The sequence below is a fragment of the Fundidesulfovibrio terrae genome, assembly GCF_022808915.1.
In the GTDB taxonomy this organism is placed as follows: Bacteria; Desulfobacterota; Desulfovibrionia; order Desulfovibrionales; family Desulfovibrionaceae; genus Fundidesulfovibrio; species Fundidesulfovibrio terrae.
Window position 1 is genome coordinate 118,379 of the sequence record NZ_JAKZFS010000006.1, and the last position, 24,420, is coordinate 142,798.

Below are 24,420 nucleotides of genomic sequence, written 5' to 3' on the forward strand. Positions count from 1 at the left end.
GATGGAGACCAGTTACGCGGAGGTCGCATGAGCATTCACGAGCAGATGGCGGCCCTGGCCCGACAGGCCAAGGACGCTTCCCGTTTGATGGCCAAGGCTCCCGGAGCCGCCAAGGACAAGGCCCTGGCCATCCTGGCCGGCCTTCTGGAGTCTCGCGCGGATTTCATCGCCGAGGCAAACGCCAAGGACATCGCCCAGGCCCAAAGCGCGGGCATGGACTCGGCCAAGCTGGACCGCCTGCGCCTGACCCCCAAGGTGCTGGCCTCCATGGCCAAGGCCTGCCTGGACGTGGCGGCCATGGACGACCCCGTGGGGGCCATCGAAACCATGTGGCAGCGGCCCAACGGCCTGATGGTCGGCAAGATGCGCATTCCGCTCGGCGTGGTGTGCATGATCTACGAGTCGCGCCCCAACGTCACCGTGGACTCGGCCATCCTGTGCCTCAAGGCGGGCAACGCGGTGGTGCTGCGTGGCGGCTCTGAAGCTTTTCATTCCAACATGGCCTTGGCCGGGCTTTTGAGCCAGGCCCTGGAGGAGGCGGGACTGCCCGGTGGGGCCGTGCGCCTGGTGGACACCACCGATCGCGCCGCCGTGCCCGCCCTGTGCAAGCTCGACGAGTTCATCGACGTGATGATCCCGCGCGGCGGCGAGGGGCTCATCCGCTCCGTGGTGGAAGCGGCCACCATGCCCGTGCTCAAGCACTACAAGGGAGTGTGCCACCTGTTCGTGGACGAGGACGCGGACCTCGCGAACGCGGTCACCGTGGCCGACAACGGCAAGTGCCAGCGCCCCGGCGTGTGCAACGCCCTGGAGTGCCTGCTGGTGCACGAGAAGGCCGCCAAGGCTTTCCTGCCCATGGTCGCCTCGGCCCTGGGGGGGAAGGGCGTGGAGTTTAGGGCCTGCCCGGCCTCGCTCCCCTTGCTCGGCCCCACGGCCAAGCCCGCCACGGACGCGGACTGGGGATACGAATTCCTGGACTACGTCCTGGCCGTGCGCGTGGTATCCGGCATGGACCAGGCCCTCGAACACATCGCGGCCTACGGCTCCAACCACACGGAGTGCATCCTGACCTCGAACCACGGCCGGGCCATGCGTTTTTTGCGCGAGGCCGACGCCTCCATGGTGGGCATCAACTGCTCCACCCGTTTCAACGACGGCGGCGAGCTGGGCCTGGGCGCGGAGATCGGCATCAGCACCTCCAAGCTGCACGCCTACGGCCCGATGGGCTTGAAGGAGCTCACCAGCCTCAAGTTCGTGGCCTTCGGCCAGGGGCAGGTCAGGGCGTAGATGCCGAAGCTCGGGTTTCTCGGGGGAACCTTCAATCCGGTCCACATCGGGCACGTGCGCCTGGCCCTGGAAATGGCCGAGGCCCTGTCGCTCGACCGGGTGGAGCTCATCCCGGCGGCGCGCCCGCCCCACAAGCGGGGGGAGGGCATGCTGCCCTTCGAGCTGCGGGCCGAGCTTCTGGCATTGGCGGTAGAAGGCATCGAGGGGCTTGCGGTCAACCTCATGGAGGCCGAGCGCCCGGGTCCGTCGTACACCTGGGACACCCTGACCGAGCTTGTCCGCCTCCATCCCGGGGCGGACATCCACTTCATCATGGGCGCAGTCGACCTGGTCAACCTGCACCTCTGGCGGCGCGGGCCCGAACTCGGGACCCTGGCCAACCTCGCGGTGTCCACCAGGGACAGCCTGGGCCGCGACGAAGTGGCCGCCTATCTGGCGGACCACCCGGAACTGGGCTGCGAGCCCGCCGGCCCCGGAAAATGGCTCATGCCCTCGGGCAATTGCGTGGAACTCGTGGACGTCCCCCGGCTTGACATCAGCGCCTCCTTTATACGAGAGCGCTTCCGGCGCGGATCCAATCTGCGCTATCTGGTCCCTCCCGGAGTGGAGGGGCACATCAACCGGCTGCGGAGCCAGGTTCTCGAGATTTGGTCCTGAACCTGCCCCGGCGCATAAGGTGCTGCGAGTGAATCACGTGTTCACGGGCCGCAGGCTCGTTTCGGCGGGCTGCGCGGCTTTGTTCTGCCTGGCCATCTACCTCCCGATTTCGGCCCAGGTGTTCAACCTGGCTCCCGCCGGCAAGCTGGCCGAGGCCACCAATACGCCTTTTCCCGAATTTTCCTGGGACGCAAGCTCCGCCAAGGCCATCGCGAAGGCGTTCACCTCGGGCTGGCTGGACAAGAACTTTCCGTTCCGGGGAGTGCTCATCCGCTGGTACAATTACTATTCGGCGTCGCTGTTCGGCTCCATGTCAGCCAACTCCCCGGTGGCCGTGGGCAAGGACGGCTGGCTCTTCCTGGCCCGCGACCGCACAATCGACGTGCTGGAGGAGCACCGCGCCGTCAACCCCTTGAGCGAGGCCCAGCTGCAGGGGCTCGCTGCGGGCTTCGAGGAGCGCAGGAAGTGGCTGGCCGAGCGCGGCATCAAGTATCTCGTGGTGGTGGCTCCCAACAAGGACACCATCTATCCCGAATATCTGCCCGACGCGTACCGGCAGGAGGGCAAGATCTCGCGCATGGACCAGGTGATGGAATACATCAATTCCAAAACCTCGCTCGACGTTCTCGACCTGCGCCCGGCCCTTCTCGAGGCCAAGAAGGCCGCCCAGGTGTTCTATTCCACTGACAGCCACTGGAACGCCTATGGCGCGTTCCCCGGCTACCAGGCGGTCATCGAGCGCCTGGCCCGCAGTTTCCCAGGCCTCAAGCCCATGCAGGCTTCCCAGTTCTACCCGCAGGAGTACACCTTTCTGGGGGGCGATCTCTCCTTCATGGTGGGCATCGAGGAACTGGTCACGGAGCACAAGATCCTGATGCTCCCCAAGACGCCGCTCAAGGCCAGGGGCGAGAGCACCGGGTTGTTCAAGCCCGGGTACTCGCAGGCCGCCCAGGCTTCGGTCCTGGACGATCTGAAGCTGCCCAAGGCCCTGTTTTTCCACGATTCGTACTTCTGGGAAATCCTCGGTTTCCTCGGGGAGCATTTCAGCCGGGGCGTCTACGTCTGGGTGAAGCCCGGTCTCGAGGGCAAACAGAGCCTCTTCGACAAGGAACTTATCGAGGCCGAAAAGCCGGACGTCGTGGTGGAGGAGATCGCCGAGCGGTTCTTCCTGCCCCCGCAACCCAAGGTTTCCGCTCCTGGGGAGGCGCCAGAGTGAAAATCCTAACGGCAATCCTCTTTTGTCTTCTGGCCGTCGTCGACACTTCGGCCGCCGCTTCGGGAACGGACGCCTTCGCAGGCCTATCGGGCGAACTGCGCATCGCGGGCAGCGACGTGGGCCTCGTGGCCGCCAGGGAGGCGGCCGAGCAAATCACGGCCGAGCACCCCTCCGTGAAGATCACCTTTTCCCTGACCGGCGCGGGCAACGGCCTTCGGCGCGTGCGCCTGCGCCAGGCCGACATCTGCCTCTACGACCGCGACCCGGCCAACGCCTCCCGGGCCGGCGCCCCGCTGGAGTTCATCGCCTACGGGATCGACCCCGTGGCCGTGGTGGTCAATCCGGTCAACACGGTGGGCTCGCTCAGCCTGGAGCAGATCAAGCAGCTCTTCGGAGCCAGGATCAGGTTCTGGAACGTCGTGGGCGGCCCCAGTTTCCCGGCCATGCCCCTGTACATCGAGGCGTCCGAGGAGGAGGGCAGGCCCTCCACCAGGGCGGGCAACGTGAGCGTCTCCAGCCAGCCGGCCATGCGCTTCACCCTGGCCCGCAACAAGGAAACCCTGGGTTACATCAGCATGCGCGACCTGGACGCCAGCCTCAAGCCCATCGCCGTGGAGGGCTCCGCTCCGAACCTGGAAGCCTTCCGCGCCGGGCGCTACAGGATCTACCGGGTCATGCACGCGGCTCTTCCCCAGGCCTGCCCCCCCCTGGCCAAGGCGTTCATGGACTACCTCGCCGGACCGCAGGGGCAGGCGATCCTCGCGCGCACGGGCTATGTTCCCCTGGCGGACAAGCCGTCATGGGCGAGCGTCCTGCCGGTGGACTTCCCGGACAGGCTCGCCGACGGACAGTAGGGCAGACTTTACAATGCCGGGGAATATCTTAGTATGTTCCAAAACCGGAATGTGACGGACGAACCCGTGTTCCTTCCCCGTCCCGCCGCAAAAGCACCATCGGCCGCCCACAATGTTTGAACTGCTGCTGGCCATCGCCGTGGCCCTGGTCATGTCGTCGTTCTGCTCCGTGAGCGAGGCCATGCTCTATTCCCTGCGCTGGAGCTGGATCGAGCGGATGCGCACCGAGGGCAAGCGCTCCGGCGAGATCATGTACCAGATGCGCATGAACATCGAGCGGCCCATCACCGCCATCCTCACGGTGAACACCATGGCCTGCGCCGCCGGTTCGGCCGTGGCGGGCGCCCTGGCCGTGGGGGTGCTCGGCGAGGATAAGCTCGTCTACTTCACGATCCTTTTCTCCGTGGTCATCCTCGTCTTCGGCGAGATACTCCCCAAGACCATGGGAGTGGTCTACGCCCGCGCGCTTGCGCCGTATCTGGCCGCGCCGCTCAAGGGAATGGTGGTGGTGCTCACGCCGCTCATCTGGGCCAGCGGCTTCCTCACCCGGATGATCACCCCCAAATCCAAGGGGCCAGACGCCTCCGAGGACGACATCCGCGCCGTGGTGACCCTCACCAGTCGCGCGGGCAAGATCAACGCCCTGGAAGAGAGGTCCATCACCAACATCCTCTCCCTGGACGTCAAGCACGTCAGCCAGATCATGACCCCGCGCACCGTGGTCTTCTCTCTGCCCGCGGGCATGAGCGTGGCCGAGGCCCGCGACGAAAACCCCCTCTGGCCCCACAGCCGCGTGCCCGTCTACGAGGAGGACGATCCCGAGAACATCGTGGGCATCGTCTTCCGCCGCCAGGTGTTCGAGGCCCTGGCCAACGACCAGCACGGCTTAAGGCTCGCCCAGCTCATGAAACCCGTGCAGTTCGTGCTGGACACCATGTCCCTGGACAAGGTGCTCATCCGGTTCATCGAGTCCCGGATGCACCTGTTCGTGGTGCTGGACGAATACGGCGGCGTGCAGGGCGTCATAAGCCTCGAGGACGTCCTGGAGGAAATCCTGGGCAAGGAAATCGTTGACGAGACCGACCAGGTCGCGGATATGAGACAGCTGGCCAGGGTGCGGCGGGAGAAACTCCTGCGCAACCAGACCCCGGCCAAGGAGAATTGATGGCCGGCAGCAGGAAAGGCGTCTACGCGGCCGCGGTGGTCCTCTTTCTGGGGGGCCTCGGCGGCCTGATCTATTCGGGACTGGACGAGGGAACCGTGTACTTCCTCAACGTGGGGGAAGCGCTGGCCATGACCCCCGACAAGCTCGCGCAGGCCCGGCTCTTCGGCACTGTGGCCGAGGACGGGATCGTGAACGAGAAGGGCCTTGGCGTGAGCTTCAAGCTCATCGACAAGGACGACAAGTCCAAGACCATCCCCGTTGAATACAAGGGGGCCGTCCCCGACACGTTCAAACCGGGCGTCGAGGTCATCGTGGAGGGCGGCGTGAACCCCGCCAAGGGCGTCTTCAAGGCCACCACGCTCATGACCAAGTGTCCGTCCAAGTACCAGAAAGAAAACAGGAAAGAGGCCAAGGGCTAATCCGCCCGGAAGTCTTGCGCCCTATTCGTCAGGGGGAGAACGTATGCATTTCGCCGCCTACTGGGCGCTTTTGTTGTCTTTGATGGGGGCCTTGGCCCTGGCCGGACTGGCCGCTTGGCAGCTGTGGAACCGCGACGCGGACAAGATCTCCTGGTGCGAGGCCGGGCAGAGCGTGCTCTTTTCGGTGTTCACCGCCGTGTCCGTGGTGCTCTTCGTGGCCCTTTTCAAGCGCGATTTTTCCTACGAGTACGTGGCCAGCTACACCGACCGCGTGCTGCCCATGTTCTACGCCGTCACGGCCTTCTGGGCCGGGCAGGCCGGCTCGCTCCTGTTCTGGGCCTGGATGACGGCGCTCTTCGGCCTGGCCTTCTCCATGACCAGGGGCTACGCGCGCCTCGCCCCCGAGACCAAGCTCCATTTCTGGATGTTCTTCCTGGTCGTGGAAGCGTTCTTCCTGCTCCTGCTCACCGGGCCCAGCAACCCATTCCTCAAGCTCTCCCCCGTGCCCGCCGACGGCAAGGGCCTGAACCCCCTGCTGCGCAACCCGGGCATGATCTTCCACCCGCCGCTCCTGTTCCTGGGCTATGCCGGGTTCACCGTGCCCGGATGCCTGGCCCTGGCCGCCTGGATCACCGGCGAGCGCACCTCCTGGATCAAGAATTCCCGGGCCTTCACCCTGGCCTCCTGGGTGTTCCTCACCGCTGGCATCATCCTGGGCTGCTGGTGGGCCTACATGGAACTGGGCTGGGGCGGCTACTGGGCCTGGGACCCGGTCGAGAACGCCTCCCTCATCCCCTGGTTCTCGGCCACGGCCTTCATCCACACGGCCATCGTGGAGACCCGGCGCGGCGCGCTCAAGCGCTCCAACGTGGTGCTCATGGCCCTGACGCTTCTTCTGTGCCTGTTCGCCACCTACCTGGTGCGCAGCGGGGTCATCGAATCCCTGCACGCCTTCGGCGAGGGCGGAGTGGGGCGGCCGCTTCTGGTCTTCATCCTGGTCGGGCTGGGCGTGTCGCTTTACGTGGCTTTCACCGGCAGGCCCGCCACCGCCTCCAAGCCCGTGGACGGGCTGGTGTCCCTGCCGGGCATGCTCATCGTGCTGGCCTGGCTGCTCATGGCAGCAGCAGCCGTGGTGCTTCTGGGCACCATGTGGCCGGTGATCTCCAAGCTCTGGAGCGCCAATTCCGTGGGCCTGGACGCCAACTTCTACAACCGCGTCTGCAACCCCCTGTTCGTGCTGGTCGGAGTGGTCCTGACCTTCTGCCCCTGGCTCGGCTGGAAGGAGGGCTTCCGCCAGCCCCGCTGGGCCATGGCCGCCTTTGCGGTCATGATCGTCTCCGGGGCCGCCTTCTTCGCCATGGGCTACCGTAAGCCCGTGCCCCTGGTGGGCATGGCCTCGGGAGTGTCCTCCCTGGTCGGGCTGGCCGCGCTGCTGGCCACCTCCAAGGGCGCGCGCAGCCTGAAGGGTGGCCTCGGCGCGTGGCTCCTGCACGCCGGGCTGGCCCTGGTGCTGGTGGGCGTGGCCTTCTCCGGGCCGTACCAGGAGGTCAAGGAAGCCGTGGTCTCGCCCGGCCAGACCTTCGAGGTGGGCTCCTACACCCTGACCTACGTCACCGTGGAGGACTTCTCCGAGCCCGGTTACACCGGCGGACGGGCCAAGATCCTGGCTTCCAAGGGCGGCCAGACGCTGGGCGAGCTGACCCCGGAGCGGCGCATCTACAAGGGTTTCCCCCAGCCCTTCGCCGAGGTGTCGGTGATCCCGTCGCTGGGCGAGGAACTCTACGCCACGCTGCTGGCCTTCAACGACGAGAAGAGCGCCAGCGTCAAGGTGAGCGTCAACCCGCTGGTGAACTGGTTCTGGATCGGAGGCACGCTCATGTGCCTGGCCGGATTCCTGTGCCTGACCCGCGCCCAGGGGCAAGAGGACTGATGTGCTGAAGCTCTCGGGCGTGGCCAAGTTCTACGGGGACCGTCTGGTCTTCAAGGGCGTGGACGTCCAGGTGCGCCCGGGGCGCGCCCTCATGGTGGTCGGGGCCAACGGTGCGGGTAAGTCCACGCTGCTTCGGATCATGGCCGGGCTGTCCAAGCCCTCCGCAGGAAAGGTGGAGGCTCGCGTGGACCGCCACGAAATGGCCTACCTGGGCCATCAGACCTTCCTCTATGCCGAGGCCACGGCCATGGAGAACCTGCGCTTCTGGACCGGGCTCTACGGCCTGGGCCTGGACGAGGCCGCCCTGGAGGCGGCGCTTACCCGCGTGGGGCTGAAAAAATTCGCCCATGAACGGGCCGGGCACTTCTCCCGGGGCATGGCCCAGCGGCTCAACCTCGCCCGGGTGTTCTGCATAGCGCCCAGGCTTCTCTTTCTCGACGAACCCGACACCGGCCTGGATGAGGCCTCCAAGATGGTGCTCCACCAGGAGATCGCCCGCGCCCGCGAGGGCGACCGCGCTGTGGTCTGGGTGAGCCACCACCTGGAGCGCGATCTGCCCAAGGCTGACGACGTGCTGCACCTGGACCGGGGCCGCGCCGCCTACCTGGGGCCGGTCTCCGGGTTCGACGCCTCGGTCATGGCCGGAGAGTGCGCATGCTGACCTCGTCGCTGCGTATCGCCTCCAAGGACCTGCGCCTGTGCCTGCGCGGCGCCCAGGGGCTGGCCCAGACGGCGCTTCTCGGGCTTCTGGTCATCTTCGTCTTCAGCCTCTCGCGCAAGCCTGGCGAGGAGGTTCCGGCCCTGGCCGCCGCGGCCATATTCTGGCTCTCCACCCTGTTCGCCCAGGTGCTGGTCTACAGCGGCCTGTACAACCTGGAGGAGGGCAACGGCTCGCGCCTGGGCCTGGCCATGTCCCCCATCCCGCCGCAGGCGGTGTGGTTGGGCAAGGCCCTGGCCGGACTCGCCCTGGTGCTGTGCTGCCAGGTGGTTTTTGCCGTGGCGGTCGCGGCCTTTTTGGGGCAGGGTGTGGCCGGTTCGCCGGTCCTGGGCTTGGCCTGCGTCCTGGTCGTTGACGTGGGGCTCGCCTCGCTGGGCTCGCTCATGGGGGCGCTGGCCTCGGGCAAGACCTCGCGCGAATCCCTGCTCACGGTGATCTTCTTTCCCCTGATCATCCCGGTTCTGCTCTCGGGGATACGGGTGCTGGAGGGGGTGATCCTGGGCGGCGATGCCGGGCTCGACTGGCTCGGGATCGCCGTGGCGTTCGCGGCGGTGTTCTCGGCCGCGGCGCTGATTCTGTTTCCGTTCATCTACACAGGCGAGGAATGAGGATGACAGTCGTTCTGGCCGCCTTGGCGGCCGTGGCACTGGCCGCGGCCCAATGGTTCATCTGGGTGTACGCTCCCGTGGAAGAGACCATGGGCGTGGTGCAGAAAATCTTCTACATCCACCTGCCCATGTCCCTGTGGGCCATGGCCAGCTTCCTCGTGGTGTTCGTGGCCTCGGTGATGGTGCTCCTGGACAAGGGCGGCAAGTGGGACCGGCTGGCCGGGGCCTCCTGCGAGCTGGGCGTGGTGTTCTCCGGGCTGGCCCTGGTGACCGGGTCGCTGTGGGGCAAGCCCATCTGGAACGTCTGGTGGACCTGGGACCCCAGGCTCACCACCACCCTCATCATGTGGTTCGTGTACGCGGCCTACCTGATCCTGCGCCAGAGCGGGGTGGGGGGCGAGCGTGGCCCGGTGGTGCGCGCGGCCCTTGGCGTGGTGGCCTTCGTGGACGTCCCGCTGGTGTTCTATTCGGCGCGCAAGTGGCGCTCCATCCACCCGACCGTCTTCGGCTCCCAGGGCGGGGGGCTCGAGCCCGAGATGCTCGTGACCGTGCTTGTGAGCATCGCGGCGGTGGGGATTTTCTGGGCCGCGCTCCTTTCCCTGCGCTCCCGGCAGCTGGGCCAGGCGTCGGCCATCCGGAACGTGTTTCTGCATCAGGCGAGGTGATGTGACCCATGGGCAAGGAAAACTATCTGCTGGCGGCCAACGTGCTGGTCTGGCTCGGACTGTGCGGCTACGTGGCCTTCGTGGCCTCGCGCCAGAAGCGCCTGGAGCGCCGCTTGAAACAACTGGAAACTTTGCAAGATGACGACTGAGGCCCCCATGCGTGTGAATAAGGCCGTGCTGGCCGTGACCTTCGTCGGCCTCTTGGCCATGTTCGCGTGGTCCTTCCTGTACCGCGCCCAGAACCCTTCCCTGACCGCGGCCCTGGACACGCGCGGCGCGCAGGCTCCCGGAGGCGAGGGGGGCATGGGCGGCATGGGGTCCATGGGAGGACCGGCCATGAAGGCTGTGGTGGACGCCATGGCCAAGCTCAAGGAGAACCCCGAGGACCCCGAGGCCCTGCACCAGGCCGCCGATGCCTTCGCCGAGGCCGAGCTGTGGGACAAGGCGTCGCAGATGGCGGAAAAGGCCCTGGCCAAGAATCCCGCCGACAAGGAACTCCTGAATCTCTACGGGGTGATCCTGTTCCGCCTGGAGCGCCCTTCGGAATCGGTCAAGGCTTTCGAGGAACTGCTCAAGCTCGATCCGGCCAACGTCCACGCCCGGTTCAACCTGGGGGCGGTCTACAAGTTCGGCCTGCAGGACCCGGCCAAGGCCAGGCCCTATTTCGAGGCCGTGCAGGCCGACCCCAAGGCCGATCCCGAGATCAGGGAACAGGCCAAACAGGAACTGACGGACGGAAAGTAGGCAGACGCCCGGCCCCGGAATGCGGGGCCGGGCGTTTTTTCTTGCGCGACGTACCCGCGCAATCCGTGGCGGGCTTCTCGTTGTTCCAATACTGGAGCGGGCCGGGCCGGTTTCGTTACGCAGAGCGGAACGTTACGGAAGCGTTGCATTTTCTGCTACCTTCGTTAAATAGCTGCTTGGGCAATTGCCGGTTTTTCCTTTCTTGTGAAATCCCGGTTTCAGCAGTCCGTAGTGGCCTTGCGTTCCCTGGAACGCGACCCAAAACCCTTTTTCGGAGGTAAGGCAGGCATGAACTTCAAGCGTGGCCTGGTCATGGCTCTCGCCATGGCCGCATTCCTGGCTGTCGGCAACCTGGTCCTGGCGGCCGATGTGATCAAGATCGCCGTCCCCTCGCCCTTCACCGGCTCCGCCGCCGGATACGGCGACAACGTCAAGGCCGGCGTGGCCATGAAGATCGAAGAGGTCAACGCCAAGGGCGGCGTGAACGGCAAGATGCTCGAGGCCGTCTACTTCGACGAACAGTGCGATCCCAAGGAAGCCGCCACCGTGGGCACCAAGATCGCCGGCGACAAGGACCTGGTCGCCATCGTGGGCCACCTGTGCTCCGGTGCCCACCTGGCCGCCCTGCCCAACTACGTGCGCGTGGGCGTGCCCGCTCTCTCCCCCACCGCCACCAACGTGACCATCTCCGACAAGGGCAAGGACGCCAAGGGCCAGCCCTGGAGCTTCCGCAACGTGTACCTGGACGACTTCCAGGGCGTCTTCCTGGCCGACTACATGCTCAAGGTGCTCAACCTGAAGAAAGTGGCCGTGTTCTATGAGAACAACGACTACGGCATCGGCCTCAAGGACGCCTTCGTGAAGCAGGCCAAGGCCAACGGCCTGACCGTGGTGGGCGAGGAAGCCTACATGAAGGGCGCCACCGACTTCACCCCCCAGCTGACCAAGCTGAAGGGCTCCGCCCCCGAGGCCCTGTTCATCGCCGGCTACTACGCCGAGGGCTCCCTCATCGCCGACCAGGCCAAGAAGCTGGGCATGAGCGTGCCCAAGTTCGGCGCCGACGGCCTGGACAACGCCGACTACATCAAGCTGGCTGGTCCCGCCGGTGACAACACCTACCTGACCACCCCCTTCCTGGCCGAGACCGCCGGTCCCGACGCCAAGGCCTTCATCGACGCCTACAAGACCAAGTACAAGCGCGATGTTGACTGGATGAGCGCGAATGCGTATGACGCCGCCGGAATGATCATCGAGGCCATTTCCAAGGTCGGCCCGGACCGCGCCAAGATCCGCGAGTACCTGGCTTCCATCAATTCCAAGGAAAAGGCCTACAAGGGCATCACCGGCCTGACCTACTTCAACGAGAAGGGCGACTGCGTGAAGCCTGCCTACGTGAAGATGGTCAAGAACGGCCAGTTCGTGCCCGCCGAAAAGCAGATGACGAACTAGCCGCCACCGGCTTAAGTTGATTCGAAACAGGCTGGATGACCGTCCAGCCTGTTTCTTTTCATAAGATTTCCGCATATACGACGCGGATCGCGGGCGCGGGGGGCCTGAATCTTCCCCCACGCCGGTCCACGCGGCGGCGCCGGGTCCCGGCTCGCCAACACAATTGGTTCGGAGAAGGCCGTGTTCGAACAACAACTCTTCAATGGCTTGACCCTGGGGCTTATCTACGCGCTCATCGCCGTGGGCTACACCATGGTCTACGGCGTCATCGAGCTCATCAACTTCGCCCACGGCGAAGTGTACATGCTCGGGGCGTTTCTGTGCATCACCTTCATCCAGGGCCTGGGCATCCCCCTGTTCCCGGCCATCGCCCTCTCCATGGCCTGCTGCGCGGCCATAGGCGTGTTCATCGACCAGATCGCCTACAAGCCCCTGCGCAAGGCCCCGCGCCTGGCCGCCCTCATCACGGCCATCGGCGTCTCCATCTTTCTGCAGAACATCGCCATGATCATCTGGGGATCGCGCCCGGTGCCCTTCACCCGGTCCGCCGTTCCCGCCGCCTTCAGCGAAACGGCCTTCACCCTGGGCTCGGTCAACGTCTCGGGCCTGCAGGTCTTCATCTACGCCGCGACCATCGCCATGATGGTGGGCCTCACCCTCATCATCAACAAGACCAAGGTGGGCACGGCCATGCGCGCCCTGGCCCAGAACCCGGTCAGCGCGGCGCTCATGGGCATCAACGTCAACCGGGTCATCTCCTTCACCTTCGCCCTGGGCTCGAGCCTGGGCGCGGTGGCCGGCATCCTGGTGGGCATGTATTACAACACCCTCTCCGCCACCATGGGCTACAACGCGGGCGTCAAGGCGTTCGCCGCGGCGGTGCTGGGCGGCATCGGCTCGGTGCCCGGAGCCATGCTCGGCGGCGTTGTGCTGGGCGTGGCCGAAACCCTGGGAGCGGGCTACGTCTCCTCCCAATACCGGGACGGCCTGGGCTACGCGGTCATGATCGCGGTCATTCTGCTTCGTCCCTCGGGCCTGCTCGGCAAGAGCGTGGCCCAGAAGGCCTAGGAGGGCGGACATGTCAGGAAACAAAACCGCAATCAAACTGCTCGGGCTGGCCGCCCTGCTGGCCTTCCCGATGCTGCCGGTCAGCAGCGAATACGTGATGCACGTAGCCGTGCTCATCATGGTCTACGCCGTGCTGGCCATGGGGCTCAACGTCCTGCCCGGATTCTGCAACCTGCTGGACCTCGGCTACGTGGGCTTCTACGGCATCGGGGCCTACACGGCGGGCATCCTGGCCCTCAACCACAACGTCAGCTTCTGGATCATCGTACCTGGGGCCGTGGCCATTGGAGCCTTGTGCGGCATGCTGCGCGGCGCTCCGACGCTCAGGCTCTCCGGCGACTACTTCGCCATCGTGACCTTCGGGTTCACCGAACTGGTGGTGCTCTTCCTCACCAACGAGATATGGCTCACGCGCGGTCCCCTGGGCCTGCCGGGCATCCCCCCCATCGGCCTGAGCCTGGAGTTCCTGGGCATCGACTGGCGCTACGACTTCCTGAGCGAGATTCCCTACTACTATCTTGGACTGGTCATGGTGGGCGCGGTCTATGTGGTCATGTGCCGCATCGAGGACTCGCGCCTGGGCCGGGCCTGGCTGGCCATCAAGGAAGACCCCCTGGCCGCAGCCAGCTGCGGCATCAACCTCATGGCCTACAAGACCGTGGCCTTCGCCTTCTCCGCCGGCGTCGGCGCCCTGGCCGGCTGCTTCATGGCCCAGTGGTCCATGTTCCTGGCCCCGGACGTGTTCAAGTTCTGGGAGTCCTTCCTGGTGCTGTGCATGATCGTGCTGGGCGGCCTCGGCAACATCAACGGGGCCATCGTGGGCGCCGTGGTGCTCATCGCCCTGGGCGAGATCCTGCGCGTGGTGCTGCCCAAGTTCGGGCTCCCCGCCGAGACGCGGTTTCTGGTCTACGGCCTCATCATGATTCTCATCATGCGCTTCAAGCCCGGCGGCTTCTTCCCGGCCATCGCCGCCACCAGCAAGAAGAGCAGGCTCATTTTGGACCTCAAGGCCAGGCTTCAGGCCGAGAGGGCGGGGTAGGGCATGGACACCATTCTCAAGATCGACGGCGTGAGCAAACGCTTCGGCGGCCTCCTGGCCCTGGCCGACGTGAGCTTCGATGTGGCCAAGGGCCGCATCCTGGGCCTCATCGGCCCCAACGGCGCGGGCAAGACCACCATGTTCAACTGCATCGCGGGCATCTACAAGCCCACCGAAGGCCAGATCGTTTTCGACAAGGACGGCGGCCCGGCGGACGTGAGCGGCTCGCGTCCCGAGCAGATGACCCAGATGGGCGTGGCCCGCACCTTCCAGAACATCCGGCTCTTCGGCTCGCTGCCGGTGCTGGACAACGTGCGCATCGGCCGCCACTGCCGCGCGGACCAGGGATTCTGGGGCGCGGTGCTGCGCACCAAGGCCCAGAAGGCCGAAGAAAAGCTCCTGGTGGAGCAAAGCATGGAGTACCTGGACTTCGTGGGCCTGAAAAACAAGGCCCTGGACCTCTCCAGCTCCCTCTCCTACGGCGACCAGCGCCGCCTGGAGATCGCCCGGGCCCTGGCCAGCGAGCCCAAGCTCCTGCTGCTGGACGAACCCGCCGCGGGCATGAACCCCCAGGAGACCGCGTCCCTGGTGGACCTCATACACGCCATCCTGGAAAAGGACGTCACCGTGGTCCTCATCGAACACGACATGAAGCTGGTCATGAGCATCTGCGAACATCTGGTGGTTCTTGACCACGGGGTCAAGATCGCCGAGGGCGGCCCGCGCGAGATCAGGGAAAACCCGGAGGTCATCGAGGCCTACCTGGGCAGGGGGGCGGCCCATGCTTAGTCTTACCGGCATCAACACCTATTACGGTTCCATACACGCCTTGAAGGGCGTGACGCTCACCGTGAACCAGGGCGAGATCGTCACCCTGATCGGCGCCAACGGCGCGGGCAAGACCACCACGCTCATGAGCATCTCCGGCGTGACCCAGCCCAAGCAGGGCGCAATCGAGTTCCTGGGCGAGGACATCACCAAGCTCTCCACGGAAAAGATCGTGGCCAAGGGCATCACCCAGGTGCCCGAGGGGCGCATGATCTTTCCGCGCCTCACGGTGCGCGAAAACCTGCTCATGGGAGCCTATCTTCGCAACGACAAGGACGGCGTGAAGGCGGACGAGGAGAAGGTCTACGAGCTTTTCCCCAAGCTTTTGGAGCGCTCCAAGCAGCACGGCGGAACGCTCTCCGGCGGCGAGCAGCAGATGCTTGCAATCGGACGCGCCCTCATGGCAAGACCCAAGGTGCTGCTCCTCGACGAGCCGAGCCTGGGGCTCGCGCCCATCGTGGTGGAGAACATCTTCGAGATCATCCAGCGCATCAACCGGGAAGGCGTGACCATCCTGCTCGTGGAGCAGAACGCGCAGATGGCCCTGCACATCGCCCACCGTGGATACGTGCTTGAAACCGGCGTGGTCACCCTTGAGGGGCCCGCCAAAGACCTGCTTGAAAACCCCAAGGTTCGCTCTGCGTACCTCGGACTCGACTAATCCGCCTCTGGAGGGCGTATGGACGACAAGATTACCGGCCTGGGCCTCACCTTCGACGACGTATTGCTGATTCCCGCCTATTCGGAGGTCCTGCCCGATCAGGTGGACGTCTCCACCTCGCTCACTCCGGAGATCCGGCTGAACATCCCGCTTCTTTCGGCGGCCATGGACACCGTCACCGAGTCGCGCATGGCCATCTCCATGGCCCGCAACGGCGGCGCTGGCGTCATCCACAAGAACATGTCCGTGGCCCAGCAGAAGCTCGAGGTCGAGAAGGTCAAGAAGAGCGAGTCGGGCATGATCATCGACCCGGTGACCGTGCACCCGGACATGACCGTGGCCGACGCCCTGAAGGTCATGGCCGAGTTTTCCATCTCCGGGCTGCCCGTGGTGGAGAACGACGGCCTGGTGGGCATCGTCACCAACCGCGACGTGCGCTTCGTGGACGACGACGTCACCAAGGTGCGCGACGTCATGACCAGCGAGAAGCTGATCACGGTGCCCGTGGGCACGCCCCTGGAGATCGCCAAGGAGCACCTGCACGAGCACCGCATCGAGAAGCTTTTGGTGGTGGACGAGAACAAGAAGCTCAAGGGCCTCATCACCATCAAGGACATCGACAAGATTCAGAAGTACCCCAACGCCTGCAAGGACCCCCTGGGACGCCTGCGTGTGGGCGGGGCCATCGGCGTGGGCCAGGGCCGAGAGGAGCGCGTGGAGGCCCTGCTCGAGGCCGGGTGCGACTTCATCGTCCTGGATTCGGCCCACGGCCACACCAAAAACATCATCACCGCCGTGGAGGCCATCCGCTCCCAGTTTCCCACCATCCAGCTGATCGCCGGAAACGTGGGCACCTACGACGGGGCCAAGGCCCTCATCAAGGCCGGGGCGGACGCCGTGAAGGTGGGCATCGGACCCGGTTCCATCTGCACCACCCGCATTGTGGCCGGCGTGGGCGTGCCCCAGATCACGGCCATCATGGAAGCCGTGCGAGCAGCCCGCGAGGCGGGCAAGTGCTGCATAGCCGACGGCGGCATCAAGTTCTCCGGCGACGTGGTCAAGGCCATCGCCGCCGGGGCCGACACGGTCATGATGGGCTCCATGTTCGCCGGAACCGAGGAAAGCCCGGGCGAGACCATTCTCTACCAGGGCCGCACCTACAAGATCTATCGCGGCATGGGCTCCATCGACGCCATGCGCGAGGGCAGCGCCGACCGCTACTCCCAGGACAACAAGTCCAACAAGCTGGTGCCCGAGGGCATCGTGGGCAGGGTGCCCTTCAAGGGGCACGTGGCCGAGTCCATCTACCAGATGGTGGGCGGGCTGCGCTCCGGCATGGGCTACGTGGGCGTTTCGACCATCAAGGAACTGCAGGTGAAGCCCCGCTTCACCCGCATCTCCCCGGCGGGGCTGCGCGAATCCCACGTCCATGACGTGATCATCACCAAGGAATCCCCCAACTACAGGGTGGAGAGTTACTGATGCAACACAACGACACTGTCGTCATCCTGGACTTCGGCTCCCAGTACACCCAGCTCATCGCGCGCCGCGTGCGCGAGGCCGGGGTCTACTCGGAAATCCATCCCTGCACCTTGAGCGCCGACAAGCTCAAGGCCATCGCCCCCAAGGCGGTCATCCTCTCCGGCGGACCGGCCAGCGTGCGCGACGTGGATTCCCCCCAGCTGGACCCCGCCGTGCTCGAGCTCGGCGTGCCGGTGCTGGGCATCTGCTACGGCATGCAGCTCCTGGCCAACACCCTGCCCGGAGGCGCGGTGGCCTCTGCCAAGGAGCGCGAATACGGCCGGGCCGAGCTGAGCTTTTCGGGCAAGAGCCCCCTCTGGGAAGGCATCGAGGCCGCCGGGGCGCACACGGTCTGGATGTCCCACGGCGACCACGTGGTCTCCATCCCGGACGGGTTCGAGGTCATCGCCCGCACGGGCAGCGTCGAGGCCGCGGCCATGCAGGACGCATCCCGGAACATCTACGCCCTGCAGTTCCACCCCGAAGTGGCCCACACCGAGGACGGCGTGGCCATCCTGAACAACTTCCTGTTCAAGATCGCCAACGTGGGCACCGGCTGGACCATGGCCAGCTACGTGGAATCCGAAGTGGCGGCCCTGCGCGAGAAGCTGGGGGACGACCACGTGGTCTGCGCGCTCTCGGGCGGCGTGGACTCCACGGTGGTGGCGGTGCTCCTGCACAAGGCCATCGGCAAGCGCCTGCACTGCATCTTCGTGGACAACGGCGTGCTGCGCCTGCACGAGGGCGAGGAAGTCGTCAACTACCTGCGTGAGCACTTCGACCTGAACCTCAAGTACGTCCAGGCCCAGGACCGCTTCCTGGACCGCCTGGAGGGCGTCGAGGACCCGGAGAAGAAGCGCAAGATCATCGGCCACACCTTCATCGAGGTCTTCGAGGAAGAGGCCAAGGCCATCCCCGGCGTGAAGTGGCTGGCCCAGGGCACCCTGTACCCGGACGTGATCGAGTCCGTGAGCTTCAAGGGCGGCCCCAGCGTGGTCATCAAGAGCCACCACAACGTGGGCGGCCTGCCCGAGAAGATGGACCTCAAGCTGGTGGAGCCCCTGCGCGAACTCTTCAAGGACGAGGTGCGCAAGGTGGCCTACGAGCTGGGCATGCCGGAAAGCATCATCTGGCGCCATCCCTTCCCGGGACCGGGCCTGGCCATCCGCATCATCGGGGCCATCACCCGCGAGCGCCTGGACATCCTGCGCCGCGCCGACAAGATCGTGCAGGCCGAGCTTCTGGCCTCGGACTGGTACCGCAAGGTCTGGCAGGGATTCGCGGTGCTCCTGCCGCTCAAGACCGTGGGCGTCATGGGCGACGACCGCACCTACGAGAACGTGTGCGCGCTGCGCATCGTGGACTCCCTGGACGCCATGACCGCCGACTGGTCGCGCGTGCCCACGGACATCCTGGCGCGCATCTCCAACCGCATCATCAACGAGGTCAAGGGAATCAACCGGGTCGTGCTGGACATCTCCTCCAAGCCGCCCGCGACCATCGAATGGGAGTAAGCGCATGTTCGGCATCGGCTCCACCGAGTTCCTGGTCATCCTGGTGGTGGCCCTGGTGCTCATCGGGCCCCAGAAGCTGCCCGAGCTTTTGAAGGCCGTCGGCAAGGGCATCAACGAGTTCAGGCGCATGAGTTCCGACGTGCGCAGCACCCTTGAACGCGAGATCGAAAGGGCCGACGAGGCCAAGCGCATCGAGGAGACCAAGAAGGAGCTGTTCGGCGACGCTCCGGCCCAGCCTGAGGAGGCCCAGGCGGCCACCGCCGTCCCTGAGGCGGCCGCGCAGCCCCAGGCCGACGCGGCCCCGCAGGCCGCGCCCGCGCCCGCCGCCGTTGCCGAAACGCCCGGGAACGGGCATGATGCATCCGGCCAGCCTGCGGCGCAGGCCGCGGCCGACCAACAGGCGCAACCGGCCGAAGCCGGACACGCGGCCCCCGTTCAGGCCGCCAAACCGGAAGCTCCGGCCCAGGAAAAGAGCCATGCGTAAAGCCCGGATCACCCGCACCACCAAGGAAACCTCCATCGAGCTGGAACTCGAGCTCGACGGCCAGGGCACGGCGGAAGTTTCCACGGGGGTCGGATTCGCCGACCACATGCTGACCCTGCTGGCCTTCTGGTCCGGCATGGATATCAAGCTCTTCTGCAAGGGCGACCTGCACGTGGACGCGCACCACACCCTGGAGGACATCGGCCTGTGCCTGGGGCAGGCCCTTTGCGACGCCCTCGGCGACAAGGCCGGGATCAACAGGGTGGGGCATGCCCGCTTCCCCCTGGACGAGGCGCTCTCCGAGGCCGTGGTTGACCTCTCCGGCCGGGCCTATCTGGTCTACGAGGACGGCCTGCTGCCGGCTCAGGTGGCTGGCGAGGAAAAGGATGTCTGGCGGGAGTTCTTCAAATCCCTGGCCTTCAAGGGCCAGATGAACCTGCACGTCCGCATGCTCTACGGCAAGAACGCACACCACCTGCTGGAGTCGTCCTTCAAGGCGCTCGGGGTGGCGCTGCGCCAGGCCGTGGCGCGTGAGAGGGCCGGGGTGCCCAGCACCAAAGGGAGCCTAGGCTGATGCGTTCCAACCGCGCGATCATCGTTCTTCTGGTCCTGTCCGTCGTTTTCGCTTCCGCCTGCCAGCGCCGCAAGCCCCAGGTGGAGCCCAAGATGAACCCCCAGTTCACCGTGGCCGTAGCTCCGTTCACCGTGGCCCACGAACCCTGGGAACTGCTGAGCGGGTACATGCCCGAGCGAGTCATGGCCCCCAAGGCCGACGCCCTGGACGACCTGGACTCCATCCTGGCCAAGGCCATGAAGATCACCCCCGAGCGCAACATCATCGCCGGGACCAAGGCGAAGTCCTGCGCGGACTCCGTGCGGCGCGCCCCCGAGGCCAGCAGGATGGCCACCCTCAAGTACTGGCAGGAAGTGGGCAAGTGTCTGGACGCCCAGTACCTGCTGGTGCCCGTGGCCGTGCACTGGAAGGAGCGCGAAGGCTCCGCCGCCGGGTCCACAAGCCCCGCCTGGGTCATCCTTGACCTGTATCTGGTCAACGTGAAGACCGGCGGAATTACGAACCACTTCCACTACGACTACCAGCAGCAGGCCCTTACGGACAACATTCTCGAAATGGACAAGTTCTTCAAGCGCAAGGGCCAGTGGGTCACTGCCGAGGACCTCGCCCGCGAAGGCATCGAGAAGGGCCTCAAGGAGTTCGGGCTGTGATTCTGTACCCGGCCATCGACATCAAGGATGGCCAGTGCGTACGCCTCAAGCAGGGGCTGGCCGACCAGGTGACGGTGTTCGACCCGGACCCGGTCAGCGCCGCCGGGCACTGGCTGGACAAGGGGGCCAAAGCCCTGCACGTGGTGGACCTGGATGGGGCCTTCGAGGGCGTGCCCGCCAACAAGGATCTCGTGGCGGCCATCTGCAGGCGCGCCGGGAACGTCCCGGTGCAGCTGGGAGGCGGCATCCGCGATCTGGCCACGGCCAAGGCATACGTCGCGGCGGGCGTTTCGCGCCTGCTCATAGGCACCATGGCCCTGGCCGACCCTGACCGGTTCGGGGAGCTCTGCGCGGCCCTGCCCGGCAAGGTGTGCGTGTCCCTGGACGCCGACGGCGGCCGCCTCAAGACCAAGGGGTGGGTGGAGGACTCGGGCCTCACCGTGGACGACGTGCTGCCCCGCCTGGAAGCCCAGGGCACGGCTTGTCTCGTCTATACCGACATCAGCCGCGACGGCATGCAGTCGGGGGTGAACATTCCGGCCATGGAGGCGCTGCTGTCCAAGACGAAGCTGCCGGTCATCGCGGCCGGGGGCGTGGCCACCCTGGACGACCTCAAGGCCCTGGCACCGCTTGCCGCCAAGGGGCTGCACGGTGTGATCAGCGGCCGGGCCATCTACACCGGGACGCTCGATTTCACCAAGGCCATGGCCTGGCTCGAGAACGGTCGATCCTGACATCTCGTTACCGTTCTGCTCCTTCTCTAGGCCACCCCTTGCGGGGTGGCCTTTTTTGTTTCGGCGAGTGGATTGTTTTCGTTGAATTATATACGTCTTAACGATACTATGGGCGCGTAATTCAGAACGGGAAGGGAGTAGCCAATGCGTGTTTTCATGCCGGTTGTTGTGGTTCTCTTGGCCGTGGCCCTTGGCGCATGCGTCGACAAGACAGTCATGAAAGAACATGCGGTCATCGAGGTTCCCGACGGGAAGGAGACCAAGAGCATCAATCTGGGCAAGATGGTGGTGAAGGTGCCTCGCGGCCAGGTCATAGGCCAGCTCAAGGCAGGGTTCGCCTGTTTCGTCGTTGGACAGAAGACCTGGAGGGGCGGCAGCAGAGGCGCGGGTGATTCGGAATTCTCCTCCATCTTTTTCGAGGAGCTCAAGCGAAACAACTACAATGTGGTCGGAGACCCCACCGACCTGTTCGGCTCGAAAAGCCCGGCAGCCGAAATCTCCGTGGGCGGACTCATTACCTCCATTGCCTCCGACGTCTGCTATCCCAACGCCAACGCCTACTTCATGGACAAGATGAACGGCCGCAGCAAGGCGAGCATAAGCGTGGAATGGCAAGTCTACTCCAATATGGACAAGAAGGTGATCTTCAAAACGGCCTCAACGGGGGAAGCTGAGCGCAATTTCTCGGACGGCAACGCAGATGAGGTGATGTATCTGGCCTTCACCAGCGCCGTGCAGGGGTTGCTCGCGGACAAGCAGTTCCTGGATGCGGTCATGGACGCGGGGAAGGGCTCCGGCAACATGGGCGGATTGACCGACGCGACGCAGGCCAATCCGCCGGCAGCGCAAGCCGGGGATGCCACCGGCCCGATCACCGTGGCCGCCCAAGCTAAACAGACGCGCACCCTGGCGGAAGTTCAAAAGAGCGTCGTGGTGTTGGAACTGGGGGGGCACGGCTCGGGTGTGCTGATCGGTGACGAGGGATATATCCTTACCAACCACCACGTGGTGGACGGCGTGAAGAGGATGCGCGTGCTTTTCTCCAACGGCACGAAAGCCGAGGGTGTCGTCGTCAAATCGGAACCCAAGCAGGATGTGGGACTCCTGAAGATCGAGTCGCCGCCGGTCAAGGGGCTCCCCCTGCGCCTGGAAGATCTTGCCCCGGGGACCGAAGTGTACGCGGTGGGGGCTCCCCTTGATACCGCAAACAGAGGAACCATCACCAAGGGTGTCGTCAGCTCTTACCGTTTCAAAAAAGACGGATCCCGCTGGCTGCAAAGCGACACGTCCGTGACCTTCGGAAATAGCGGAGGCCCCATGGTGGACGCGCAGGGGCGCGTCGTCGGGCTGACGTCCTGGGGGTCCGGTGAGTATAAAGGCCTGTCGTACTTCGTGCCCATCGCGGACGGCCTGCGGGCTTTGGACATCCAGACGAGGTGAGCCGGGCGGAAAGGATTTCTCTTGCGGTCACGAAAGCGAGGTGTAAAGTTGCAGCTGAAATCCAAATGGAGTCCGTAAGCGCATGAGAACACGCACCATCGAAGTCAAAGGCATGAGCTGCAACCACTGCGTGCAGTCCGTCACCCGGGCCCTGTCGGGCATCGAGGGGCTTACCAACGTGAAGGTCGATCTGACCTTCGGCACCGCCACCTACGACGAAACCAAGCCCGTGGCCGACGATGTGGTCAAGGCCGCCATCGAGCGCATCGGCTTCACCGCGGGCAACTACAGGTAACGTAAGGGGGGCTCAAGTCCCCCCTTCGGCTGCACCGGCGGCGCTTGTCCGGGCCGTGCCCTTTCGCGCAGGCACAGCCGGAATGTCGATGTCGTTCCCTTCCGGTGGCACCCTATGTCCATCCCCGTCCCCATGGATTGGCACACCACCCCGAAAGTACCCTCCAGCCTGAGCCTGCCGGACCTGTTTCGTGAACGCGTCCGGGCCGGGTCGCGCGTTCTGGACGTGGGGTGCGGCGAGGCCGGGATCGCTCCGGAAATCGAGGCTGCGGGCGGGCTCTATTTCGGTGTGGACGTGAACGGGCCCAGCCTGGAGCGCGTTTCCGGCATGCGCCGGGTAGCCCAAGGGGAGGGCGGGCGTTTGCCCTTCAAGGACGCGTGTTTCGAACTTGTCCTGCTCCGGGCGGTTCTGACGGTGCTGACGGACCCGGCGTGCCGTCTGGCCGTGCTCCGCGAAGCCTTCCGGGTGAGCCGTGGTGTGGTCGGCGTCCAGGACTTCCTCCAGAGCTGGGATGCGCCGTTGTACGCGGCGCGCTACCTGGAGGGCCAGTCCCTGTCCGCCGAGCGCGGCACGTTCCCGGTGCGCCAGGAGGGGCGGCTGCTCTACTGGGCCAGACACTATACCCCCGAAGAGCTATCCCGTCTCGTCATCGCCGCCGGAGGCCGCGTGGACGTCCTCCACGAAGCGCCCGCGCCCACCCGAAGCGGCAATGTCATCCGGGGGGTGACGCTTCTGGCGTCCTCCGCGTAACGAATCAATAAAGCGGGGGGCGCGAAAAGCCGCGCTCCCCAGCATCCTTCACATCGATCGAGGCGAAGCCGAAGGGGATTCCCAAGGGACCAGTCCCTTTGGCCTCCGGAGGCATCCTCCTCCCGCTCTTCCTCTCCCTATTGCTTCATCACTTCGACACCCGCACCAGCACCTTCATGGCTCCCGGGCGTGAGGCTGCCGCGAAAGCCTCTTCGAAGCGCTCCAGCGGGTATGTCGCTTCGATCAGCCCGTACGGGTCCACCAGTCCGCGCGCCAGCCAGTCCAGGGCCAGGGCGGTGTCGCCGCAGCGCGAGCCCAACAGGGTGATCTCCCGCACCACCACGCGCGAAAGGTTCAGGCGGGTGTCGGCCTCGGTGGTGGACTTGAGCACGATGACACCCTCGGGGCGCACCAGGTCCAGGGCCTGGGAGAGCCCCCTTGGGCTGCCCGTGGCCTCCACCACCAGGTCGAACGGTCCTGAAATCTCTCCGGACATGGCTGTCTCGACGCCGTGGGCCGCCGCCAGAGCCAGTTTCTCCGGATGCTTCCCCGCCAGGACGAGCCCCGGGCACAGGTGCCTGAGGCCAAGCGCAGCCAAGAGGCCCAGCTTGCCGTCGCCAAGCACGGCCACACGGTCCGTGGCCCGGACGTGCACCTGCTGGCCCACCTCCAGGGCTGCGGCCAGGGGCTCGGCGAACACGGCCGCCTCGTCGGAGAGCGTGTCCGGCACCACGTGGCAGTTGGCGGCGGGCACGGTCAGATACTCGGCGAATGCCCCGTCCTTGCCGAGGATGCCGAGCACCGTGCGGTCCGGGGCGTGCCGGTGGTCCCCGGGGCCCGGGGCGATGTTGATGTCGGCGACGACGCGCCTGCCCACGAGTTCGGGAGATGAGGGGGCCGCTTCCACCACGCCCACGAACTCGTGTCCGGGGGTGCCGGAGAAGTTCATGTAGCCTTTGAGGAGCTCGATGTCTGTATTGCAGATGCCGGCCAGCAGCACGCGGACCAGGACCTCGTCACCGGAAGGTTCCGGCCGGGCGGTCTGTCCGGTGGTCATGGAGCCGTGGTGGAACAGGACGCGCAGCATGGGGACTCCTTTCGGGGCGGATACGATTCTACAAGACGCGCGGCGCGTCAGCCGGATAGAGCC

The 24,420-nt window shown here is 65.6% G+C and carries 27 protein-coding genes; 26 read left to right on the forward strand and 1 reads right to left on the reverse strand.

What is annotated here, in order from left to right:
* Positions 1 to 27 precede the first annotated feature (27 nt).
* From ML540_RS16790 to ML540_RS16915, 26 genes are all read left to right on the forward strand, one after another.
* The gene (locus tag ML540_RS16790) at positions 28 to 1,287 is read left to right on the forward strand and encodes a glutamate-5-semialdehyde dehydrogenase (protein WP_243364117.1); all 1,260 of its coding nucleotides are present in this window, start codon (positions 28 to 30) and stop codon (positions 1,285 to 1,287) included.
* Positions 1,288 to 1,944, forward strand: coding sequence for a nicotinate (nicotinamide) nucleotide adenylyltransferase (gene nadD / locus ML540_RS16795; protein ID WP_243364119.1), 657 nt, complete (start codon positions 1,288 to 1,290; stop codon positions 1,942 to 1,944).
* Positions 1,945 to 1,963: 19 nt separating this feature from the next.
* Positions 1,964 to 3,160, forward strand: coding sequence for an alginate O-acetyltransferase AlgX-related protein (locus ML540_RS16800; RefSeq protein WP_243364122.1), 1,197 nt, complete (start codon positions 1,964 to 1,966; stop codon positions 3,158 to 3,160).
* Positions 3,157 to 4,014 carry a substrate-binding domain-containing protein gene (locus tag ML540_RS16805; protein WP_243364124.1) on the forward strand — a complete coding sequence of 286 codons (858 nt, stop codon included), beginning with the start codon at positions 3,157 to 3,159 and terminating at the stop codon, positions 4,012 to 4,014. Before ML540_RS16800 ends, ML540_RS16805 begins: the two co-directional genes overlap by 4 nt.
* Before the next feature lie 112 nt (positions 4,015 to 4,126).
* Positions 4,127 to 5,179 (forward strand): hemolysin family protein, encoded by a 1,053-nt coding sequence (locus ML540_RS16810; protein WP_243364126.1) that lies wholly within the window; start codon positions 4,127 to 4,129, stop codon positions 5,177 to 5,179.
* Positions 5,179 to 5,598, forward strand: coding sequence for a cytochrome c maturation protein CcmE (locus tag ML540_RS16815; protein WP_243364128.1), 420 nt, complete (start codon positions 5,179 to 5,181; stop codon positions 5,596 to 5,598). The genes ML540_RS16810 and ML540_RS16815 overlap by 1 nt, the downstream gene beginning before the upstream one ends.
* A 43-nt stretch (positions 5,599 to 5,641) precedes the next feature.
* Entirely contained in the window at positions 5,642 to 7,528 is a 1,887-nt protein-coding gene (locus ML540_RS16820; RefSeq protein ID WP_243364144.1) for a heme lyase CcmF/NrfE family subunit, read from the forward strand.
* 1 nt (position 7,529) lies between these two features.
* Positions 7,530 to 8,189, forward strand: coding sequence for an ABC transporter ATP-binding protein (locus ML540_RS16825; RefSeq protein WP_243364147.1), 660 nt, complete (start codon positions 7,530 to 7,532; stop codon positions 8,187 to 8,189).
* Positions 8,183 to 8,854: a heme exporter protein CcmB gene (locus tag ML540_RS16830; RefSeq protein WP_243364149.1), complete on the forward strand. Its 672-nt coding sequence runs from the start codon at positions 8,183 to 8,185 to the stop codon at positions 8,852 to 8,854. Before ML540_RS16825 ends, ML540_RS16830 begins: the two co-directional genes overlap by 7 nt.
* Before the next feature lie 2 nt (positions 8,855 to 8,856).
* Entirely contained in the window at positions 8,857 to 9,519 is a 663-nt protein-coding gene (ccsA, locus tag ML540_RS16835) for a cytochrome c biogenesis protein CcsA (RefSeq protein ID WP_243364167.1), read from the forward strand.
* An 8-nt stretch (positions 9,520 to 9,527) separates the two neighbouring features.
* Positions 9,528 to 9,668 (forward strand): CcmD family protein, encoded by a 141-nt coding sequence (locus tag ML540_RS16840; RefSeq protein WP_243364168.1) that lies wholly within the window; start codon positions 9,528 to 9,530, stop codon positions 9,666 to 9,668.
* Between the two features lie 7 nt (positions 9,669 to 9,675).
* Complete coding sequence (locus ML540_RS16845; RefSeq protein WP_243364170.1) at positions 9,676 to 10,263, forward strand: tetratricopeptide repeat protein; 588 nt, start codon at positions 9,676 to 9,678, stop codon at positions 10,261 to 10,263.
* Positions 10,264 to 10,551: 288 nt separating this feature from the next.
* Positions 10,552 to 11,712, forward strand: a complete 1,161-nt coding sequence (locus ML540_RS16850; RefSeq protein ID WP_243364172.1) for an ABC transporter substrate-binding protein — start codon at positions 10,552 to 10,554, stop codon at positions 11,710 to 11,712.
* Positions 11,713 to 11,892: 180 nt separating this feature from the next.
* Complete coding sequence (locus tag ML540_RS16855) at positions 11,893 to 12,780, forward strand: branched-chain amino acid ABC transporter permease (protein WP_243364175.1); 888 nt, start codon at positions 11,893 to 11,895, stop codon at positions 12,778 to 12,780.
* Positions 12,781 to 12,790: 10 nt separating this feature from the next.
* On the forward strand, positions 12,791 to 13,819 hold the full coding sequence (locus ML540_RS16860) for a branched-chain amino acid ABC transporter permease (protein ID WP_243364176.1): 1,029 nt from the start codon (positions 12,791 to 12,793) through the stop codon (positions 13,817 to 13,819).
* Between the two features lie 3 nt (positions 13,820 to 13,822).
* Positions 13,823 to 14,608 carry an ABC transporter ATP-binding protein gene (locus ML540_RS16865; RefSeq protein WP_243364179.1) on the forward strand — a complete coding sequence of 262 codons (786 nt, stop codon included), beginning with the start codon at positions 13,823 to 13,825 and terminating at the stop codon, positions 14,606 to 14,608.
* Positions 14,601 to 15,308, forward strand: a complete 708-nt coding sequence (locus tag ML540_RS16870) for an ABC transporter ATP-binding protein (RefSeq protein ID WP_243364181.1) — start codon at positions 14,601 to 14,603, stop codon at positions 15,306 to 15,308. The genes ML540_RS16865 and ML540_RS16870 overlap by 8 nt, the downstream gene beginning before the upstream one ends.
* Positions 15,309 to 15,326: 18 nt before the next feature.
* A complete protein-coding gene (gene guaB / locus ML540_RS16875) occupies positions 15,327 to 16,790 on the forward strand; it encodes an IMP dehydrogenase (protein ID WP_243364183.1) in 1,464 nt (487 codons plus the stop codon).
* Entirely contained in the window at positions 16,790 to 18,343 is a 1,554-nt protein-coding gene (guaA, locus tag ML540_RS16880; protein ID WP_243364184.1) for a glutamine-hydrolyzing GMP synthase, read from the forward strand. Before guaB ends, guaA begins: the two co-directional genes overlap by 1 nt.
* A gap of 4 nt (positions 18,344 to 18,347) precedes the next feature.
* A complete protein-coding gene (tatB, locus tag ML540_RS16885; protein ID WP_243364186.1) occupies positions 18,348 to 18,827 on the forward strand; it encodes a Sec-independent protein translocase protein TatB in 480 nt (159 codons plus the stop codon).
* On the forward strand, positions 18,820 to 19,401 hold the full coding sequence (gene hisB, locus ML540_RS16890; protein WP_243364189.1) for an imidazoleglycerol-phosphate dehydratase HisB: 582 nt from the start codon (positions 18,820 to 18,822) through the stop codon (positions 19,399 to 19,401). Before tatB ends, hisB begins: the two co-directional genes overlap by 8 nt.
* Positions 19,401 to 20,051 (forward strand): hypothetical protein, encoded by a 651-nt coding sequence (locus ML540_RS16895; protein WP_243364192.1) that lies wholly within the window; start codon positions 19,401 to 19,403, stop codon positions 20,049 to 20,051. Before hisB ends, ML540_RS16895 begins: the two co-directional genes overlap by 1 nt.
* Complete coding sequence (gene hisA / locus ML540_RS16900; protein WP_243364195.1) at positions 20,048 to 20,785, forward strand: 1-(5-phosphoribosyl)-5-[(5-phosphoribosylamino)methylideneamino]imidazole-4-carboxamide isomerase; 738 nt, start codon at positions 20,048 to 20,050, stop codon at positions 20,783 to 20,785. Before ML540_RS16895 ends, hisA begins: the two co-directional genes overlap by 4 nt.
* A gap of 144 nt (positions 20,786 to 20,929) precedes the next feature.
* Positions 20,930 to 22,225, forward strand: coding sequence for a S1C family serine protease (locus ML540_RS16905; protein ID WP_243364198.1), 1,296 nt, complete (start codon positions 20,930 to 20,932; stop codon positions 22,223 to 22,225).
* Between the two features lie 82 nt (positions 22,226 to 22,307).
* The gene (locus ML540_RS16910; RefSeq protein WP_243364200.1) at positions 22,308 to 22,520 is read left to right on the forward strand and encodes a heavy-metal-associated domain-containing protein; all 213 of its coding nucleotides are present in this window, start codon (positions 22,308 to 22,310) and stop codon (positions 22,518 to 22,520) included.
* Positions 22,521 to 22,634: 114 nt separating this feature from the next.
* Positions 22,635 to 23,270 carry a class I SAM-dependent methyltransferase gene (locus ML540_RS16915; protein WP_243364202.1) on the forward strand — a complete coding sequence of 212 codons (636 nt, stop codon included), beginning with the start codon at positions 22,635 to 22,637 and terminating at the stop codon, positions 23,268 to 23,270.
* Positions 23,271 to 23,418: 148 nt separating this feature from the next.
* On the opposite strand, the gene ML540_RS16920 is transcribed toward ML540_RS16915, so the two are convergent.
* Positions 23,419 to 24,357: an MDR/zinc-dependent alcohol dehydrogenase-like family protein gene (locus tag ML540_RS16920; RefSeq protein WP_243364204.1), complete on the reverse strand. Its 939-nt coding sequence runs from the start codon at positions 24,355 to 24,357 to the stop codon at positions 23,419 to 23,421.
* Between the last annotated feature and the right edge of the window lie 63 nt (positions 24,358 to 24,420).

Bases quoted from the DNA above. Each gene is read 5' to 3' on its own strand.
- ML540_RS16790 (WP_243364117.1), top strand. From the start codon at position 28: ATGAGCATTCACGAGCAGATGGCGGCCCTGGCCCGACAGGCCAAGGAC.
- nadD (WP_243364119.1), top strand. From the start codon at position 1,288: ATGCCGAAGCTCGGGTTTCTCGGGGGAACCTTCAATCCGGTCCACATC.
- ML540_RS16810 (WP_243364126.1), top strand. From the start codon at position 4,127: ATGTTTGAACTGCTGCTGGCCATCGCCGTGGCCCTGGTCATGTCGTCG.
- ML540_RS16815 (WP_243364128.1), top strand. From the start codon at position 5,179: ATGGCCGGCAGCAGGAAAGGCGTCTACGCGGCCGCGGTGGTCCTCTTT.
- ML540_RS16820 (WP_243364144.1), top strand. From the start codon at position 5,642: ATGCATTTCGCCGCCTACTGGGCGCTTTTGTTGTCTTTGATGGGGGCC.
- ML540_RS16830 (WP_243364149.1), top strand. From the start codon at position 8,183: ATGCTGACCTCGTCGCTGCGTATCGCCTCCAAGGACCTGCGCCTGTGC.
- ccsA (WP_243364167.1), top strand. From the start codon at position 8,857: ATGACAGTCGTTCTGGCCGCCTTGGCGGCCGTGGCACTGGCCGCGGCC.
- ML540_RS16840 (WP_243364168.1), top strand. From the start codon at position 9,528: ATGGGCAAGGAAAACTATCTGCTGGCGGCCAACGTGCTGGTCTGGCTC.
- ML540_RS16845 (WP_243364170.1), top strand. From the start codon at position 9,676: ATGCGTGTGAATAAGGCCGTGCTGGCCGTGACCTTCGTCGGCCTCTTG.
- ML540_RS16850 (WP_243364172.1), top strand. From the start codon at position 10,552: ATGAACTTCAAGCGTGGCCTGGTCATGGCTCTCGCCATGGCCGCATTC.
- ML540_RS16860 (WP_243364176.1), top strand. From the start codon at position 12,791: ATGTCAGGAAACAAAACCGCAATCAAACTGCTCGGGCTGGCCGCCCTG.
- ML540_RS16865 (WP_243364179.1), top strand. From the start codon at position 13,823: ATGGACACCATTCTCAAGATCGACGGCGTGAGCAAACGCTTCGGCGGC.
- ML540_RS16870 (WP_243364181.1), top strand. From the start codon at position 14,601: ATGCTTAGTCTTACCGGCATCAACACCTATTACGGTTCCATACACGCC.
- guaB (WP_243364183.1), top strand. From the start codon at position 15,327: ATGGACGACAAGATTACCGGCCTGGGCCTCACCTTCGACGACGTATTG.
- guaA (WP_243364184.1), top strand. From the start codon at position 16,790: ATGCAACACAACGACACTGTCGTCATCCTGGACTTCGGCTCCCAGTAC.
- tatB (WP_243364186.1), top strand. From the start codon at position 18,348: ATGTTCGGCATCGGCTCCACCGAGTTCCTGGTCATCCTGGTGGTGGCC.
- hisB (WP_243364189.1), top strand. From the start codon at position 18,820: ATGCGTAAAGCCCGGATCACCCGCACCACCAAGGAAACCTCCATCGAG.
- ML540_RS16895 (WP_243364192.1), top strand. From the start codon at position 19,401: ATGCGTTCCAACCGCGCGATCATCGTTCTTCTGGTCCTGTCCGTCGTT.
- ML540_RS16905 (WP_243364198.1), top strand. From the start codon at position 20,930: ATGCGTGTTTTCATGCCGGTTGTTGTGGTTCTCTTGGCCGTGGCCCTT.
- ML540_RS16910 (WP_243364200.1), top strand. From the start codon at position 22,308: ATGAGAACACGCACCATCGAAGTCAAAGGCATGAGCTGCAACCACTGC.
- ML540_RS16915 (WP_243364202.1), top strand. From the start codon at position 22,635: ATGTCCATCCCCGTCCCCATGGATTGGCACACCACCCCGAAAGTACCC.
- ML540_RS16920 (WP_243364204.1), bottom strand. From the start codon at position 24,357: ATGCTGCGCGTCCTGTTCCACCACGGCTCCATGACCACCGGACAGACC.